Annotated in this window: 18 protein-coding genes; 11 read left to right on the top strand and 7 right to left on the bottom strand. The window is 44.1% G+C overall.

Translation table 11 applies throughout. The annotated features are described in order from the left end of the window. Positions 1 to 128 precede the first annotated feature (128 nt). The gene (locus ASD24_RS03245; protein WP_056691407.1) at positions 129 to 1,337 is read left to right on the top strand and encodes a hypothetical protein; all 1,209 of its coding nucleotides are present in this window, start codon (positions 129 to 131) and stop codon (positions 1,335 to 1,337) included. 116 nt (positions 1,338 to 1,453) lie between these two features. Here ASD24_RS03245 and ASD24_RS03240 read toward each other — a convergent pair whose 3' ends face one another. Together ASD24_RS03240 and ASD24_RS03235 are read right to left on the bottom strand one after the other, a co-directional pair. Then, a complete protein-coding gene (locus tag ASD24_RS03240; RefSeq protein WP_056691404.1) occupies positions 1,454 to 2,437 on the bottom strand; it encodes a TIGR03943 family putative permease subunit in 984 nt (327 codons plus the stop codon). A 47-nt stretch (positions 2,438 to 2,484) separates the two neighbouring features. Next, positions 2,485 to 3,519 carry a permease gene (locus ASD24_RS03235; RefSeq protein ID WP_056691401.1) on the bottom strand — a complete coding sequence of 345 codons (1,035 nt, stop codon included), beginning with the start codon at positions 3,517 to 3,519 and terminating at the stop codon, positions 2,485 to 2,487. A 269-nt stretch (positions 3,520 to 3,788) separates the two neighbouring features. Here ASD24_RS03235 and ASD24_RS03230 point away from each other — a divergent pair, with 269 nt between their 5' ends. From ASD24_RS03230 to ASD24_RS03200, 7 genes are all read left to right on the top strand, one after another. Further along, the gene (locus ASD24_RS03230) at positions 3,789 to 4,994 is read left to right on the top strand and encodes a GTP-binding protein (protein WP_056691398.1); all 1,206 of its coding nucleotides are present in this window, start codon (positions 3,789 to 3,791) and stop codon (positions 4,992 to 4,994) included. A gap of 78 nt (positions 4,995 to 5,072) precedes the next feature. Then, a complete protein-coding gene (rpmG, locus tag ASD24_RS03225; protein WP_036613813.1) occupies positions 5,073 to 5,222 on the top strand; it encodes a 50S ribosomal protein L33 in 150 nt (49 codons plus the stop codon). 49 nt (positions 5,223 to 5,271) lie between these two features. Then, positions 5,272 to 5,979, top strand: coding sequence for a metal ABC transporter ATP-binding protein (locus ASD24_RS03220; RefSeq protein WP_056691393.1), 708 nt, complete (start codon positions 5,272 to 5,274; stop codon positions 5,977 to 5,979). Beyond that, complete coding sequence (locus tag ASD24_RS03215; RefSeq protein ID WP_056691390.1) at positions 5,925 to 6,803, top strand: metal ABC transporter permease; 879 nt, start codon at positions 5,925 to 5,927, stop codon at positions 6,801 to 6,803. Before ASD24_RS03220 ends, ASD24_RS03215 begins: the two co-directional genes overlap by 55 nt. Before the next feature lies 1 nt (position 6,804). Beyond that, the gene (locus tag ASD24_RS03210) at positions 6,805 to 7,959 is read left to right on the top strand and encodes a metal ABC transporter substrate-binding protein (RefSeq protein ID WP_056691387.1); all 1,155 of its coding nucleotides are present in this window, start codon (positions 6,805 to 6,807) and stop codon (positions 7,957 to 7,959) included. Positions 7,960 to 8,125: 166 nt separating this feature from the next. Continuing rightward, positions 8,126 to 8,695, top strand: coding sequence for a hypothetical protein (locus tag ASD24_RS03205; protein WP_235540306.1), 570 nt, complete (start codon positions 8,126 to 8,128; stop codon positions 8,693 to 8,695). Positions 8,696 to 8,744: 49 nt separating this feature from the next. Next, complete coding sequence (locus tag ASD24_RS03200; protein WP_056691385.1) at positions 8,745 to 9,446, top strand: M50 family metallopeptidase; 702 nt, start codon at positions 8,745 to 8,747, stop codon at positions 9,444 to 9,446. A 66-nt stretch (positions 9,447 to 9,512) separates the two neighbouring features. On the opposite strand, the gene ASD24_RS03195 is transcribed toward ASD24_RS03200, so the two are convergent. Together ASD24_RS03195 and ASD24_RS03190 are read right to left on the bottom strand one after the other, a co-directional pair. Next, positions 9,513 to 9,884: a DUF4363 family protein gene (locus tag ASD24_RS03195; RefSeq protein WP_056691382.1), complete on the bottom strand. Its 372-nt coding sequence runs from the start codon at positions 9,882 to 9,884 to the stop codon at positions 9,513 to 9,515. A gap of 73 nt (positions 9,885 to 9,957) precedes the next feature. Then, complete coding sequence (locus ASD24_RS03190; protein ID WP_235540371.1) at positions 9,958 to 10,707, bottom strand: DUF421 domain-containing protein; 750 nt, start codon at positions 10,705 to 10,707, stop codon at positions 9,958 to 9,960. 105 nt (positions 10,708 to 10,812) lie between these two features. On the opposite strand from ASD24_RS03190, the gene ASD24_RS31280 reads away from it, so the two are divergent. Continuing rightward, entirely contained in the window at positions 10,813 to 10,944 is a 132-nt protein-coding gene (locus tag ASD24_RS31280; RefSeq protein WP_268795307.1) for a hypothetical protein, read from the top strand. A 7-nt stretch (positions 10,945 to 10,951) separates the two neighbouring features. On the opposite strand, the gene ASD24_RS03185 is transcribed toward ASD24_RS31280, so the two are convergent. Further along, a complete protein-coding gene (locus ASD24_RS03185; RefSeq protein WP_056691377.1) occupies positions 10,952 to 11,815 on the bottom strand; it encodes an SDR family oxidoreductase in 864 nt (287 codons plus the stop codon). Continuing rightward, a complete protein-coding gene (gene uxuA, locus ASD24_RS03180; protein WP_056691374.1) occupies positions 11,812 to 12,879 on the bottom strand; it encodes a mannonate dehydratase in 1,068 nt (355 codons plus the stop codon). The genes ASD24_RS03185 and uxuA overlap by 4 nt, the downstream gene beginning before the upstream one ends. Before the next feature lie 398 nt (positions 12,880 to 13,277). Between uxuA and ASD24_RS03175 the strand changes: the two genes are divergently transcribed. After that, positions 13,278 to 13,580, top strand: coding sequence for an ArsR/SmtB family transcription factor (locus tag ASD24_RS03175; protein WP_056691371.1), 303 nt, complete (start codon positions 13,278 to 13,280; stop codon positions 13,578 to 13,580). 150 nt (positions 13,581 to 13,730) lie between these two features. Beyond that, positions 13,731 to 15,131 carry an aldehyde dehydrogenase gene (locus ASD24_RS03170; protein WP_056691369.1) on the top strand — a complete coding sequence of 467 codons (1,401 nt, stop codon included), beginning with the start codon at positions 13,731 to 13,733 and terminating at the stop codon, positions 15,129 to 15,131. On the opposite strand, the gene ASD24_RS03165 is transcribed toward ASD24_RS03170, so the two are convergent. Next, a complete protein-coding gene (locus ASD24_RS03165; RefSeq protein WP_056691367.1) occupies positions 15,132 to 16,043 on the bottom strand; it encodes an AraC family transcriptional regulator in 912 nt (303 codons plus the stop codon). Between the last annotated feature and the right edge of the window lie 181 nt (positions 16,044 to 16,224).

The raw sequence follows: 16,224 nt of genomic DNA, 5'->3' as shown, positions 1-16,224 counted from the left end.
GATAATATTAGAGTTATATTTTACCTTTTAAGGAGGGAAGAAGTAGGGTAGTTAACAAGAACCAAATGTTCCTGAGGTTTTAAATGTGTAGAGTTTCATGAAGTACATACGAGTAGGAGGAGTTTACGTTGTTTAGCAAATCTCAGCAAAAGTTTGTTAAAAGATCAAGTATCGTATTAAGTATCATGATTCTATTATTCGCATCAACAGTGCAATTCAAGGCTGAAGCAGCAAGTTCTAATTTTGCCCCAGGGGAACTGGAAGCGGGCGCAATCATGCAATGGGGAGGAACCGTGCTTCTGGCAGCTGCGGAGAATGCAACGAATATCGACCCTAGTATTATGGAGCAGGTGCATCACTTCGGAAAACAAGCATGGCAAGATGCCGATGCAACGACGAAATCTGAGATTACGTCTTCCATTGAGGGTTACAATGATTTATGGGGAACGAATAGAAAGTACAGTCTACAATGGTCATCGGATGCCCAAATGTATCTGGTGAACAAATGGAATGAATACTTTGGTGCAGGTGCGCGGATTAATGATGCAAACCATACAATCGAAAAGGTAGCTACAATTAATTCAATTATTGTCCCTTCTACCGTTAAAACGGCAAACCGGCAAGGGGAAAGAATAAATGATCTTGGTACGTTTATGAGTGGCGTGATCCACTATGTATATAGTGTACATACGGACAAATATGGAAAAATACAGTTTGATACGTATCCTCATCGGACGATTTGGCCAAGCACTCTTACAACACAGGAATTTCCCAATGCATTTGCAGCTTATAGATCAGCAGTCAAAGAATTAGATATCACACCGACTTACCAGACAGTCATGCCTATTTTCGTAGATAACAGCACTGGGCAGAGCATTCAGTATAATCCGTTAGCTGTACCTAGCAACTTCCCAACGAGAATAACGATTTCAGCTCTGAAAGGAATTGTGAATGGTCAAGGTATAATTACAGCACTCGAGAAACCGAACATTGGTCGAGTGGGCAATAGTCTCACTGGAGAGATCGCCATTAGTTACCCTACGTACATTGGAGATACAGGTACGTTTACTGATGCGGATGCTGTAACTCGTGTACCTTCTGAAGCACCGGTTGATAATGGTGGGAACGGCAATGGTGATGGAAGCTCGAATGACACGCTCTCTTACTCTCCTTTAGATCTGTTTGTATACAAAGCCATGCTGCAATTTATCCAAGAATATCGGGATAATCAATCCAATAGTTTGGATCAGCTTTTGGAGTATATGAAGTTAAACGATTCTGGAAAGCCAGCCAACACGCAAGCCTGGAATGGTTGGTTAAAGAGCTTCTCCCAATAAAGAAGTACAGAACAATAAATATGTACAGAAGAAAACACACTATTAGCGTATAGTGTGTTTTTTGCATTTCGTGTTTGCCGTTGTATTTTTCGATCTAAGCTGAACAATTACCTCCGTTAATTGCTATTCCGTTTCTCATACGCCAACACCGAATCTGCACTTGTGTAAATGTATGGTGTGGATGGCTCGGATACAGGTGTAACCTGTGTAGCCCGTATCTCAATGGTGTCTTTGCCATCGACTTGAGCAGAACCTATTGTGCCATTAATTTGTACCCAACTATCCGTCGGGAAGGTATTTGCGTTTTCAATGTGAATCATCACGCCAAATGGGGCAGCATCCGCTGGACAGCACATCACAAGGAATCGGCCTAATGCAAAATGAGATTCATGCTCCATACTTTCGTCACGATATACGAATCCTGTTAACGAGATTTCTTTGCCTGCGAATTGGCGCTGAAACATGTCGATCGTACCAAGCGTTTCGGAGAAAACCTCAGGATAGACCTGGATAACCGGCTCTACATATAATTTCTCGGCTAAGTCGGCAAATTCTCTACTATACTCATCTGGAGGAATAAATTGTACGTCAGCTGTGGATGCCGTCGTAACCGTTGGCTGTTGTTGGCTCAGATCCTGCACGTTCAGTTTTGCTGCGGCATCAGGCAAAGGCTCCTTTCGCCGAATCTCCGGAGGCGCATAGGTGAGCGACATTCCCTTCTGACTCGCCATAGAGCTACCCAAAGCCTGATCTGGCAGCAAGAAGCCGAATATTAAGGGAAGGGCAATTAAGCCGTATACGACCGAACTACGGACATATCCCGCAGGGGGTGGGTGTTCACAATCGCAATGTACCTCACTTCTACTGAAAAGACCATGCCACGCCATAATGATGGCAATAAATAAAAAGGGAATCGGACAGCATAACAGTAGTTTCTGCATCGTGGGTGCCAAGTAATAATGAAGAGAATCCGTTGAATTCAGGTGAAAAATATAGAAAGCAATGCCACCCATCCAGCCGGCACGAATTAGACTATGCCATTGGATGTTACTTGACTTCGGGAACATATTTCTCGTCATCATATGACCCGGATTATTCATCTTATCGTCACCTCTTTTATTGATTGATCCTTCACATACAATCAGGTTCATGCCAGCATATTAATTAACCATGATCCGGCGAAGACAAGTGTAATGATGGCTAGGCTAAGTCCAATAACAAAGCGAGTACGGAAGGTAGAGAGCAGCATTAAAGTACTTTTGAAATCAAGCATTGGGCCGAGTACAAGGAAGGAAACTAACGGACCCAGTGCGAACGTATGTGAGAACGCCGAGGCCACAAAGGCATCGGATGTGGAGCACAAGGATAATACATAGGCAAAGCCCATCATGAAGACATAGGAAGCAACAGGCCCGTTACCAAGGGAGATCAGATCACTTCGGCTAATAAAGGTCTGGATACAGGCAGTAATCAAGGCACCAATCACTAAGTATTTGCTCATATCCACGAACTCGTCCCCAGCATGAATGAAGAAGCTACGCCAATTTTTAACATGATTATGATCATGGGTACTGCCGTGAGAGTGTGGTTGAGCCATCTTAAAACCGGGATGTGTCTTCACATCGGTAATGGCTGCTTTTGGCGTGCGGAGCGGGTTCCGACGAACGAACACATATACTAGACCACCCACGGAAGCTGCTACAGCGAATGCAAGCCCCATACGTGCAATTGTAATCTCGGGATGCGAGGGAAAAGCAAGTAACGTAGCTGTAAATACAATGGGGTTGACCACTGGCCCACTCAGAATAAAGGTAACCGCGATATAAGCCGGCATGCCTTTATGCATCAGTCTCCGCACGACAGGGATCATACCGCACTCACAGATGGGAAAGATAATGCCCAACAGTCCAGCAACGAGCACTCCGCCAATGGGATTTTTGGGTGTGAGCTTACGCACCATTTCTTCGGATACGAACCATTGCATGAGTGATGATAGAAGAACCCCCATTAGCAGAAAAGGGGCTGCCTCTAAGAAAATACTGACGAAAATGGTTTTCATATTTTGCAAAGCTTCACTATTCCAAGCAGCTCTCAGATCAGGAGCCAGTGTAATAAGCACAGGAACAAGAAAGGCACATGGGATAAGGAACGTTAAGAGCTTCACATTGGCTGCCATCTTCATTACAAACAGACCTCCACAACTGAGACTTTGCTAGAATATATGCTTGTACGTTCAGGTACATACATCATTTGTTAACTCTAATCAACATTTTTACGATTAATGAAGGCGAGATCTCCATAGAGTTGACAAGCTATACACAAATACGTTATATTTCTGTAAGTCCTTAATCGTAATGATTACGATTAAAAAAGGTTCATCAAGGTACACTTCATGGATTAGAAGGATTACGTGTGCAATGTAACGAACCCATTTGATTGGAGGAAGTAGAGATGTCGGATCAAAAAATAAAAGAAAAGGTGCCCGTAACCGTCTTAAGCGGATATTTGGGCGCAGGTAAGACAACGTTGCTCAATCACATACTGCATAATCGCGAAGGCATGCGTGTGGCGGTCATCGTAAATGACCTTAGTGAGGTTAACATCGATGCTGGCTTAATTCGGGATGGCGGTGGATTATCCCGTATAGATGAGAAGCTAGTCGAGATGTCTAATGGCTGCATCTGCTGCACATTGAGGGAGGATCTGCTGAAAGAGGTAGAACGACTTGCATGGGATGGTTCCTTTGACTACATATTGATCGAATCTACGGGCATAGGTGAGCCTGTACCTGTTGCCCAGACGTTTACGTATATTGATGAGGAGCTTGGAATTGATCTCACTCAATTTACTCGTCTGGATACGATGGTAACGGTTGTGGACGCAGCTCAGTTCTGGCGTGACTTTTACTCTAAGGAGACACTAAAGGATCGTGGACAAGAAGCAGGCGAGGACGACGTGCGTGGAATCGTGCATCTACTTACGGATCAGGTGGAATTCTGTGATGTGCTCATCCTCAACAAATGTGATCTGGCTACGGAGGAAGAACTGTCTAAACTCGAAAAAGCACTACATGCGATGCAACCGGAAGCCAAATTGATTCGGACGACACATGGTCAGATCGATCCGCGAGAGATAATGAACACAGGGCGATTTGATTTTGAAAAAGCAAGTCAGTCTGCCGGTTGGATTCGTGAACTGATGAAAGAAGAACATACGCCAGAGACAGAGGAGTATGGCATTCATTCTTTTGTATATCATCGTAAACGCCCATTTCACCCAGAACGCTTACTTCGCTGGATTGCCAAGTGGCCTGAATCGATTGTGCGTTCCAAAGGCTTGATGTGGATGGCTACACGTAACCATATGGCGATCTCTTTCAGTCATGCAGGCACATCGAAGCAGCTCTCGCCAGCAGGAATATGGGTAGGAGCGATGAGTGAAGAAGAGCGGCAATTGCACTTTGGCGACACACTACCAGCAATTCCAGACTGGGATGATGATTGGGGAGACCGTGTAACCAAACTTGTATTTATCGGCATTGATATGAATCGGGCAGAGATTGAGCGTACGCTCGATGAGACACTTCTAACTGAAGAAGAGATGCATATGAATTGGAGAGAGCTGAAGGATCCTTTTCCACAGTGGAATAGAAGCTAAAGAGTTGACAAAAGAAAAAGCATAGGCTAGTATCATTAAATAGTAAATATTACGATTAGATAAGAGGAGGCAACAACCATGAGAGTCATTGTTACATTAGCCTGCACCGAGTGCGGAGATCGCAACTATACAACCACGAAGAATAAACGTAACCATCCCGAGCGCCTTGAGATGAAGAAGTATTCACCACGTTTGAAGAAGATGACGATTCACCGGGAAACACGATAATTTTTTTTGTCGTTTTTAAATCGTAATAATTACGAAAAGAGGAAGAGACATGATACTATCCTCCATGCGTGATGTCGTATTTGGATATGGTAAAGAGCCTGTCATTGATCAACTGTCATTAGATATTCATGTGGGAGAATTCGTAGGCATCACTGGCCCCAATGGCTCTGCGAAGACAACCATGCTGAAATTGCTGCTAGGGCTGCTTAAGCCCTGGAGCGGTTCGGTACATATGAACATACAGAATATCCGCGGTAAAAAGTTAGAGATTGGTTATGTGCCTCAGCAGGTGGCTTCATTCAATAGCGGTTTCCCCAGCACCGTGATTGAATTGGTCCGATCAGGATGTTATCGCAAGCTTGGATTATTTCGTAGGTTTACCACCGAACAGGAAGCGATTGTGGAGCGCAGTCTTCGCGAAGTGGGTATGTGGGAATACAGGAATACGCGGGTAGGTGAACTATCCGGTGGACAGAAGCAGCGTATCTGTATTGCACGAGCTCTAGCAGGTCAGCCGCAGGTGCTGGTGTTAGATGAGCCGACAACGGGGATGGATCGACGCAGTCGGGAAGGCTTCTATGACTTGATGCGCCACTACGCAGATGTTCACGGCCTCACGATCATTATGGTTACACATGGTCTAGAAGAGATGGGCAACCGATTAGATCGAACGATCACGTTGGAGCGTCAAGAAAGTGAGGAATGGCAGTGTTTGAGTACGAATTCATGCAGCGTGCCTTTTGGGCAGGTGGATTAATTGGCGTCATTGCTCCTATCCTGGGGGTCTACCTCATGCTTCGAAGACAGGTGTTAATGGCTGATACATTATCCCACGTATCGCTAGCAGGCGTGGCGCTTGGTTCGGTTATGAATCTGAATCCAGTCATCAGCGGCTTCGCCGTTGCGGTCATTGGTGCATTACTGGTTGAACAATTGCGAAGAAGTTATCGAACCTATAGTGAAGTTCCTGTCGCTATTATTATGACATCAGGACTTGCACTTGCCGTTGTTCTTATGAGTTTGAAAACCAATCTGTCCAAAACCTTCAGTTCCTATCTGTTCGGTTCAATTGTTGCCGTCAGTAATATTCAGCTACTGATGATGGTCGTGGTATGTGTTATCGGTTTAGCCTTTTTCATTGTTCTTCGAAGACCACTATACAATTTAACGTTTGATGAAGAGACAGCCTCGATCGGTGGCGTTCAGGTTAAAGGGTTATCGTTCGCATTTGCCGTTCTGACAGGAATGACAGTTGCTGCAGCCATGCCTATTGTTGGTGTGTTGCTCGTATCGGCACTTATTGTGCTACCAGCAGCACTCGCACTAAGAGTATCACGCAGTTTTGCTACAGCGATTGTTATTGCTGTGATCACAGGACTTATCGGAATTTTTAGCGGTTTGACAACTTCTTATCATTTGAACACACCACCAGGAGGTACGATTGCACTAATCCTGTTGGTATTTCTGTTGACTGGAATATCAGCGCAAAAGCTGGTTTCACTATATAACCGTAAACGTCACCGCGTAGCAAAAACACAACAAAGAGCCATACTATCTATCCATTCAAAGGAGAATATATAATATGAAATTCAGCAAAACAGCAGCATTTGGACTTTTCTTCAGCCTCGCACTTGTTGTCGCAGGTTGTGGGCAGACAAAATCCGCTTCGGAGCCAGATCCTTCTACAGCTAGTACTCCAGCAGCGACGGAACGTAAATTAAATGTGCAAGTCAGCTTCTATCCTATGTATGAATTCACCAAAAATGTCGCGGGTGACCTGGCAGATGTACATACACTTGTTCCAGCTGGTATGGAGCCTCATGATTGGGAGCCAACACCGCAAGATATGGCTAGCATTGAGAAAGCAGATGTGCTTGTATACAACGGAGCTGGTATGGAGTCTTGGATTGATCAAGTGAAGGACAGTTTGAGCAATGACAAACTGATACAAGTCGAAGCAAGTAAGGGCATCAACCTGCTTGAAGGCGGAGAGCATGACCATGGTGACGCAGAAGCGGAAGACCACGACCATGATCATGCCAGCGAAGGAACAGCAGAAGAGCATGACCACGATCACGACCACGCTGAATCGGCGACGACAGAAGAACATGCTCATGATCATGGAGACGAAGTAGCTACGGAGGAGCATGATCACGACCATGCGGACGAAGCAACAGAAGAGCATTCCCATAGCCATAGTCATGATCACGGTGGACTTGATCCACACGTATGGTTGTCACCGGCATTAGCAATACAAGAAGTTCGTAACATTGAAGCTGGTTTAACAGAAGCTGCGCCAGAGTATGCTGAACAATTCAAACAAAATGCGGATGTGTACGTCGCTAAACTAGAAACATTGGATACCGATTTCAAGGCAGCTGTCACAGATAGCAAGCGAAAAGACTTTATTACGCAGCATGCTGCTTTTGGCTATCTTGCACAGGAGTATGGATTGCAACAAGTACCTATCGCAGGATTGTCTCCTGAACAGGAACCATCCGCAGCACAGATGGCATCCGTAATCGATTTTGCAAAGGAACATCAGGTAAAAACGATTTTCTTCGAAACGCTCGTTTCTTCTAAAGTATCCGAGACAATTGCAAATGAAGTAGGTGCGAAGACGGCTGTGTTGAACCCAATTGAAGGATTGACGGAGGAAGAGATTGCAGCAGGAATGGACTACATTAGCGTAATGAGACAGAACTTAGAAGCATTAAAGCTCGCGCTCAACGAATAAACATCGGATTTGATGCATTTTAATGAAAGAGGTACAATAATACAATAAGCTGAGGAAGGCACGTGATGTCATTCCTTTGCCGACTGGCGAAGCAGAGAGCACAGGGATGTGCTCTCTTCGTTGTCTAAGGCAACCGGATATGAAACGGGAGTAGGGGGAACCTTTTATGAGTATTGATCCAGAACTAGATGTAACAGAAGCAAGTCTACACCACGATATAAACGGATCTGATTCCACAGTGACAAGCATGCACACCACAACTCAGGCGAGTGCAGATCAAGAAGAGCTTCTGAGTGACCAGCCTGCTCACCTATGGCGAAGACGTAAGTTAGAATTAATGTCTTGGACAGAGCGTGATAAACACACCGTAATTCCGAAAAGGACGAGCCTATGGAATGGTGTAGAGGTCGATGTCGAGCTTGCTGAGGCACTCACTCTACTTCAGCATGCAGGGATTGCTACGGAGTTTTCTTGTGCAGGTGTAAGTCCCTTGGATGAACCTATCGATCACTCACTCTATGCGTATGTTACACTGGTGAAAAGTGAAGCAGCAGATCGGTTCGTCCAATACGCGATACAGATTATGCGTCATAGACTTCTGGTTACATTGGAGACAGGCAGTGGGCGTTATGATCTCTCTTCCTTTTTCATAGGACACAATCGTAGCTTCTGTTGGTGGATGCAGCAATGTGCTGCTCATTTTAATAAGGAAACGAATCACTCTTCTACAACGTAATATAGGGAATATGCATCATTTTTCTGTGGTAAGGGAGGTGGGAAGGTAGTTGAATAAATGGCTCAAAACAATCCTATTTCTAGTCGTCTCTGTATTTCTCACACGATTTATTCCATTCTCATCGTTATTTCGAAACCTAGATACGATGATTCACGAATTCGGTCATGCGCTGGCAACGTTGTTGTTATCGGGCAAAGTATTACGGATTGAACTGTACGCGGATCACAGTGGAGTCACCTATTCCACGATGCTCACACCAGGGCGATCCATTCTTGTCTCCTTAGCAGGTTATATCTCTGCATCATTGTTCGCTTGGTTGTTGTTCTATCTATATCGGAAAGGACGACACATGTGGGGTCTGGGCATTATTACAGCTATAGCCCTTGTGTCTCTACTGCTCTATGTAAGAGGAGAGTTTGGGATGCTGTGGCTTACCGGTTTTATTGCCTTAAATGTAGTCATTATGATCTTTGGTGCAAAGATCGTGAAGTTCTATTATCTATTCCTCGCATTCTTAACCTTAGAAGAGTCTGTCTTGAGTGCAATGTATGTCGGATTACTGTCCTGGACACAGCCTTCTAGAGCAGGGGATGCAGCTAATCTCGCACAGCAAACGTTCATGCCTGCGATGTTCTGGGGAACATTATTCGCCTTGTTTGCACTCTGGTGTGCCAAAGGCGCATTAGCGTTATTTTTCCGGAAAGAAAGTAGTAGTGGCCGAACATCGCGTGCTCGTAGTTTAAGTAAGTAAATGACTGAACAAAAATGAAAGGGGCTCCCGTCTTCCGGGAAGTCCTTTTCTGCGTTACATACATAGTTAGTCCCCTATATTATCCCACAAGGCATAAAAGTAATAAATCTCCTCCAGGAGTGCCTGATCATCTTGCGCAGCAACGCCACCCTTGATTCGAGCAAGCGTGCCTAAAATATCATAGATGGTTTCACGCTCTACGCTGAACTGGATACGGTTGACGATGTGATCCCACGCATTCATGGCATACTCTGCTTCAGACTTGGCTTCAGGCCATTGCTTGTTCTGTACTTGCTTCTCTAGTGACTGTATCGACGCCAATAAACGATCCTCCGTACCGAAAGGTCTTTTAAGAAAGGATCCAGATGCGAGAATAGCACAAAACAAAATAATTAAGGTAATTGGAACGACATACAGCAACCAGAATCGTGTTTTCATTTAAGCCCTCCTGCATCGGAATGAACGGAGCGTTCTGTTCTTAAAGTTGGAAATAGAGCGGGGAGACGTTATATTAGAAAGGGCCTTCGTAATCTCCCATATCTGTTTTCTCGGAGAAATGATCTTGGAAGAGATCGATGTAGAGCTTATCGTTTGGCAAAATGGCGGCAAATGCAATATCCTGAATCGTTATTTTTTTCTTTTTTAATTGCTCGGTCAACCAGTTCATATCTTTGTGACGTTCCTTCAGGTTTTGTTTAATTAGAACGCCGTCAATGATTAATTCGGTCATCAACCGGCTTTTGGGTGGGTGCAGATTCATATCTTTCGCTGTTAGTGGTTGATGTTCAGGTTTGAGTACAACTGAGATACTCCCATCTGGTTCAAGGATCGCGTAACTAAGAGTGGTAATATCGAATACATCCTTCTGGCGAAGCATCATGGTCAATTCATCGAACTTAACCCTCATTTTGTTCAGGTTTTGTTCAAGGATTTTGCCATCCTGTATGACCAAAGTGGGATCAGAGTCCAGCAATTTCGTAATGGTACGATTCTTCAGCGTTATATATTGAAAGATAATGGTAACCATCGTGAATATGGTTAGTGCCACAAAATGAATCCATGCCTTCGACGATAAATCTGTCGCAAACGTTCCTGCAATGGAACCTATCGTAATACCGTTAATGTAATCAAAGTAGGTTAAATTGCCCATCTGCTGCTTACCTAGTACTCTGGTATAGATCATCAGCGTCAGAAATGCGATTATGGAACGTACTGCAACGACCCATGTTTCTTCCATCATGTCGTGTTCACCAGCCTTCACTTCATCCAACAATCAGCGGATTTGAATGTGTGACCAATAGGTTCGTAGAGAAGTGTCATACCTTTAGCACTTTTCTGTGAACTATAACAAGTTTTTCCTACGTTATTGGATATTATTCGAAATGAAGAAGTGCAGGAACGAAGCATGAAAAATCCGAAGCGGGATGAGCACCCAACTTCGGATTATATGAAGAAAGAATTATTAAATGGGACTGTTTACCGCAAACGAGATGAGTAGAAGAGACCTACACGCCAGCATAAGCCATAAATCCGCCATCCACCGGAATAACGGTGCCCGTGACGAAGCCAGACTGACGGTCATCCGCAAGCCACATCAATGTGCCGAGTAGATCCTCCGGTTTACCGAAACGACGCATTGGCGTATGTGCAATAATTTTGCTAGAACGTTCGGTAGGTGAGCCATCGGGCTGCAATAACAGATTACGGTTCTGTTCTGTGAGGAAGAATCCTGGTGCGATCGCATTTACGCGTATACCAGATTCAGCTAGGTGCACAGCGAGCCATTGTGTGAAGTTGTTAATCGCTGCCTTAGCTGCACTATACGCTGGAACTTTGGTCATAGGCGAAGGGGCACTCATCGACGAAATGTTAATGACGGTTGCCTGCACATCCCGTTCGACCATCTGTCTTGCAAAGATCTGTGTAGGAATAAGTGAGCCGACAAAATTGAGATCCATGACCTGACGGAAACCCTCTACACTAACGTCAAAAAAAGTCGTAACATCCGCTTGGTCTAGATCTTCAAGCTTGAAAATCTCGTTCGTTGTATTGGCACTGGCGTTATTGCCACCAGCACCGTTAATCAGAATGTCACAGGGACCCAGCTGTTCAAGCACTGCTGCGGCCGCGGCCTGCACACTATCTGCTTGAGTAACATCACAAGCCACTGCAATCGCAGTACCTCCAGCAGCTTCGATCGAAGCGACGACGGCTTCTCCCTTAGATACCGTACGATTAAGTATAGCTACTTTGGCACCATGACGAGCAAGCTCTTCAGCCATCGAACGACACAACACACCTGCGCCTCCTGTTATGACAGCGACTTTCCCCTCCAATCGAGAGGTGCGTTCACCGATGAAGTCACTCATACTTTTGCCCTCCTTTGTAGAGAATCCCACACGCCCCAAAGATACATAATGCCCATCGCACGGTCATAGAGTCCGTATCCCGGTCTGCATTGTTCACCCCATAAATGACGTCCATGATCTGGTCTGGCGTACCCTTCATACCCAATATCATGATAGGCTTCGACGATACCCGCGATATCAACATTGCCGTCTTTACTACGGTGAGAAGTCTCGATGAAGTCCCCGTTGTCATAGACTCTAACATTACGAATATGAGCAAAAGGAATACGATTCTTGAATTCATGGATCATTCCGATAATGTCATTATCTAGATTAGCTCCAAGCGAACCACTACATAACGTCACACAGTTGCTCGGGCTATCGTATAGTTCAAGATATTTTCTTACATTATCCTGATTAATTATAATCTTAGGCAGACCAAAGATTGGCCAAGGTGGATCATCCGGGTGAATCGCCATTTTGATGCCTAATTGTTCAGCGGTTGGGATGATCTCCTGTAAGAAATAACGAGCATTTTCCCACATATCGTCTTCTGTTACATCTTTATAGGCTTCAAAAAGTCCTGTTAAATACTGCAAGCGTTCAGGTTCCCAGCCTGGCATAGTTAATGAAGAATTTTCCGTAATGTTACGAACGAGCTCCAACGGCTCGATATCAGCAATCCTGCTATTCTCGTAGAAGAGGGCAGTGGAGCCGTCCTCCAATTCCTTATGAAGATCCGTACGTAGCCAGTCGAAGATGGGCATAAAATTATAACAAATCACCTTAACACCGACTTGGGCTAGCTTTTCCATCGTTTTTTTGTAATTGGTAATGTATTGATCACGGCTTGGTAGTCCTAATTTGATATCTTCATGCACGTTAACACTTTCGACCACGTCCAAATGTAATCCAGCTTGATCTGCAGCAGCTTTGACTGCCAAGATTTTGTCCATCGGCCACTCATCACCTGCCGGCACATCATGCAATGCCCACACAATGCCTTCGACACCCGGAATTTGCCGGATGTGATCCAGCGATACCGTATCATTGCCTTCGCCAAACCAGCGAAAAACCATTTTCATCACGTTCACCTCATCAAGTTTAGTAGGAAAGCATGGTTGCATCATTACGCCAATGTTGTGCGAGCGATAGGGTTAGAGCGATACAACATGCTGTAAAGCAGGTAAGGCGGTGTAACCTTAAATATGTACCTATTTTGAAGCCTGACATGAAGCTGTAGTGGTGCGTTACCCGAAAATCAAATGTTTACTGATCTTCAAGTTCGTTCTACTAACATACTACCATACAAGTATAATATTGTGGAAGCGCTTTATATTGATTTAGTATGATATTACATCGATTTTATTGTGATTTGCTTGAATTTCATTGCAGTTTGTCGAAAGAAGTAGTAATATTCATATATTAAGTTTAAATGTTTAAACCAACGGACTAATGATGAATGAATTATAGAGGTGAAATCATGGGACAACAAGCACTACATATTTTTCAGAATTGCATTCCTTTATTTCAAGTACTCAGTGATAACCACCGACAATCGATCCTGCTCATGCTTAGTGAACGAGGCAAGATGACAGTGAATGAAATCACGGAACAATCCAGCTTGTCACGACCTGCCATTTCTCACCATTTGAAGTTACTGCTTGAAAAAGGGCTGATCTCGGTAGAGCAGAAGGGCACACAACGTTATTACTCTGCATCGCTGCAATCCTCGGTTGCAATGTTGAAAGAACTCGTTGCGGCTTTGGAAGAAGAGTGCATATAAGGTTGATTGGAAGAGTGCGTTGAATAGGCTAGATAATACATTTGATTTAGATAAATACACCCTCAAGTAAAGTCCAGTTGGGCTTTATGTGATTAATACGTTCGTCAGTTTAAACGCTTCGTCATTCTAACTATAAAGGAGCATGATAACATGAGTACCCTACAAGAAATCAGCAGTCATGAAGTTGAAGAGATTCTACAGCACCAGCATGAATTTTTCCGCTCAGGAGCAACACGCTCTGTGGATTATCGAATCGAACAACTAAGCCGCCTTAAACAAGCGATCCAACAATATGAAAGCCAGCTTATTGAAGCACTCTACAAGGATCTAGGTAAGAGCGAGTTCGAATCTTATACCACCGAAGTTGGATTCATGTTGGACAGCATCACACACACGATAAAAAAAGTGAAGAAATGGGTCAAACCGGTCAAAGTAAAAACACAAATGGCCTTGATTGGCTCCAAAAGCTATATTGTCCCTGAACCTTACGGCTCAGTACTGATTATTGGTCCGTTCAATTATCCATTTCAGCTGTTGATCGAACCGTTAGTAGGTGCAATTGCAGCAGGCAACACAGCTGTGCTCAAAGCATCGGAGAACACACCAGCGGTATCTTCTGTCGTACGTGAATTGATTGCTTCCATATTTGAGCCTTCTTATGTAAAAGTTGTAGAAGGAGCAAAGGACACCACCACAGCTCTTATTAATGCACCATTTGACTATATCTTTTTTACAGGCAGTGTACCTGTAGGTAAGATTGTCATGGAGGCTGCGGCCAAAAACTTGGTTCCTGTTACGTTAGAGCTTGGAGGAAAAAGCCCTGTTATTGTAGATGAACATGCGGATCTGAAAGTGGCGGCACAGCGCATTATGTGGGGAAAATTACTCAATACAGGTCAGACTTGTATAGCCCCGGATTACCTCTTGGTACATGAACGTGTCAAGGATCAATTGATCACAGAAATGAAGCAAGCGATAGAGTCCTTCTACGGTTCTGATATCCAACATAATCGCGATTATGGACGAATCGTAAATAACACGCATTTTAAGCGGTTAACAACCATTATTGAGCGCGATCAGGCTCAGGTTATATATGGTGGAAAGTCGGATGAAGATGATCGTTATATCGAGCCAACCCTGATTGATGTAAGTTCATGGGATGCAGCTAGCATGGAAGACGAGATTTTTGGTCCTATTTTGCCGATTATCACTTATAGACACATTGACGAAGCCATTGCGGGTATTCTCAAGCGCCCGAAACCACTGGCTCTGTACCTATTCACGACAGACACACAGTTGCAAGACAAGGTCATGTCGGAAGTGTCCTTTGGTGGTGGATGTATTAACGATACCATTACACATGTGGCTAATCCTCAACTGCCATTTGGTGGGGTAGGGAACTCTGGCGTTGGCTCTTATCATGGAAAATTCAGCATTGAGACATTCTCACATTTCAAAAGTGTACTTAAAAAGAGTACAAAGTTGAATCTGCCTATTCTGTATCCACCTTATGCAGGCAAACTCAAAACCATTAAACGTTTGTTAAAATAATTACTTCTCATTCGCTCGTTCCAATCTGTATTGAGACGGTGATACACCAGACCAGCGCTTAAATTGACGACTGAAATGAGCAATATCCTTGTAACCCAGCATCGAGGAAATTTGCTGAATGGATCGTGTCGAATTAACCAGTAGCAGCTTCGCTTCATGCAAAACCATTTCGGACAAAACAACGCGCGGAGATTGACCAAACACCTGCTTGAATACGCGATTGCAATGAGAAGAGCTGATCCCCAGTTCTGATGCAATATCATCGATGCCATAGTGAGTATCCGTTTCCCGACCTTGCTTGAACTGTTGGCTAACCAAGCCCTGTAGTCGGTTTCGTATTTGATGAGCGAGCTCAATCTTCTCATAGCTGTCTGTGAATGACTGAGCTACTTCTTGCGAAACAGCCTCCCATAAGTGACCGAATAGTTCAAATACAGCGGATTGAAGCTGCATACGTTGCACCATTGCACTGGGAGTAGGATGAGGGGCAGTGTTCATTAATTTACGAAGTACAGGCTCGATTTTCTGTGTTACTGGGCTATCTGAACTGAACAAAACTTGTTTGATTCGTGCAAGCAGGGAAAGAAACAATTGGTCATCAATATCAAAGTGCATGCAGAAATATGTAAAACCTTGATCATTACGACTTTGGCTGGAATGAATGCTACCTGGAGGAATCAGGAGTAATTCGCCAGCCTTTTGTTTGTAAATTTGACCGTTAACCGTCATCCATTGTTCGCCCTCTGTTACATAATTCAATTCGTATTGAGGATGCTCATGTGCCGGATAATCCCAATCTGCAGCAACACTGCGCAAATGGATCGCAAATAGATTGACGGTTGTCTGTACATCCGGGTAAAAGACTTCATGTACACTTTCTCCTAGAAGTGGAGGCAGATAGGTAGAAGACATATTAACTCTCCTTCAATAGTTAGAATAGTTGATTCAGAGGTTACCGTCCTTTTTGAGCATTTACTATAAGATAGAGAGTGAGGCTTTGAGATTAATTGTAAGCGCTTTATTGTATTGTACTACATTAGCTCGATTTGGGTAAATATCCGATTGATTTGACCATGGTATCTAATTCCACGCC

It is taken from the genome of Paenibacillus sp. Root52, from assembly GCF_001426865.1.
GTDB lineage: Bacteria > Bacillota > Bacilli > Paenibacillales > Paenibacillaceae > Paenibacillus.
Note: the sequence above shows the minus strand (reverse complement) of the source record. Positions and strands in the feature narration are given on the sequence as shown.

Coding starts and splice junctions, on each gene's coding strand:
- ASD24_RS03240 (WP_056691404.1), bottom strand. CDS start 2,437: ATGAATAATCCGGGTCATATGATGACGAGAAATATGTTCCCGAAGTCA.
- ASD24_RS03235 (WP_056691401.1), bottom strand. CDS start 3,519: ATGAAGATGGCAGCCAATGTGAAGCTCTTAACGTTCCTTATCCCATGT.
- ASD24_RS03230 (WP_056691398.1), top strand. CDS start 3,789: ATGTCGGATCAAAAAATAAAAGAAAAGGTGCCCGTAACCGTCTTAAGC.
- rpmG (WP_036613813.1), top strand. CDS start 5,073: ATGAGAGTCATTGTTACATTAGCCTGCACCGAGTGCGGAGATCGCAAC.
- ASD24_RS03220 (WP_056691393.1), top strand. CDS start 5,272: ATGATACTATCCTCCATGCGTGATGTCGTATTTGGATATGGTAAAGAG.
- ASD24_RS03215 (WP_056691390.1), top strand. CDS start 5,925: ATGGCAGTGTTTGAGTACGAATTCATGCAGCGTGCCTTTTGGGCAGGT.
- ASD24_RS03210 (WP_056691387.1), top strand. CDS start 6,805: ATGAAATTCAGCAAAACAGCAGCATTTGGACTTTTCTTCAGCCTCGCA.
- ASD24_RS03205 (WP_235540306.1), top strand. CDS start 8,126: ATGAGTATTGATCCAGAACTAGATGTAACAGAAGCAAGTCTACACCAC.
- ASD24_RS03195 (WP_056691382.1), bottom strand. CDS start 9,884: ATGAAAACACGATTCTGGTTGCTGTATGTCGTTCCAATTACCTTAATT.
- ASD24_RS03185 (WP_056691377.1), bottom strand. CDS start 11,815: ATGAGTGACTTCATCGGTGAACGCACCTCTCGATTGGAGGGGAAAGTC.
- uxuA (WP_056691374.1), bottom strand. CDS start 12,879: ATGAAAATGGTTTTTCGCTGGTTTGGCGAAGGCAATGATACGGTATCG.
- ASD24_RS03175 (WP_056691371.1), top strand. CDS start 13,278: ATGGGACAACAAGCACTACATATTTTTCAGAATTGCATTCCTTTATTT.
- ASD24_RS03170 (WP_056691369.1), top strand. CDS start 13,731: ATGAGTACCCTACAAGAAATCAGCAGTCATGAAGTTGAAGAGATTCTA.
- ASD24_RS03165 (WP_056691367.1), bottom strand. CDS start 16,043: ATGTCTTCTACCTATCTGCCTCCACTTCTAGGAGAAAGTGTACATGAA.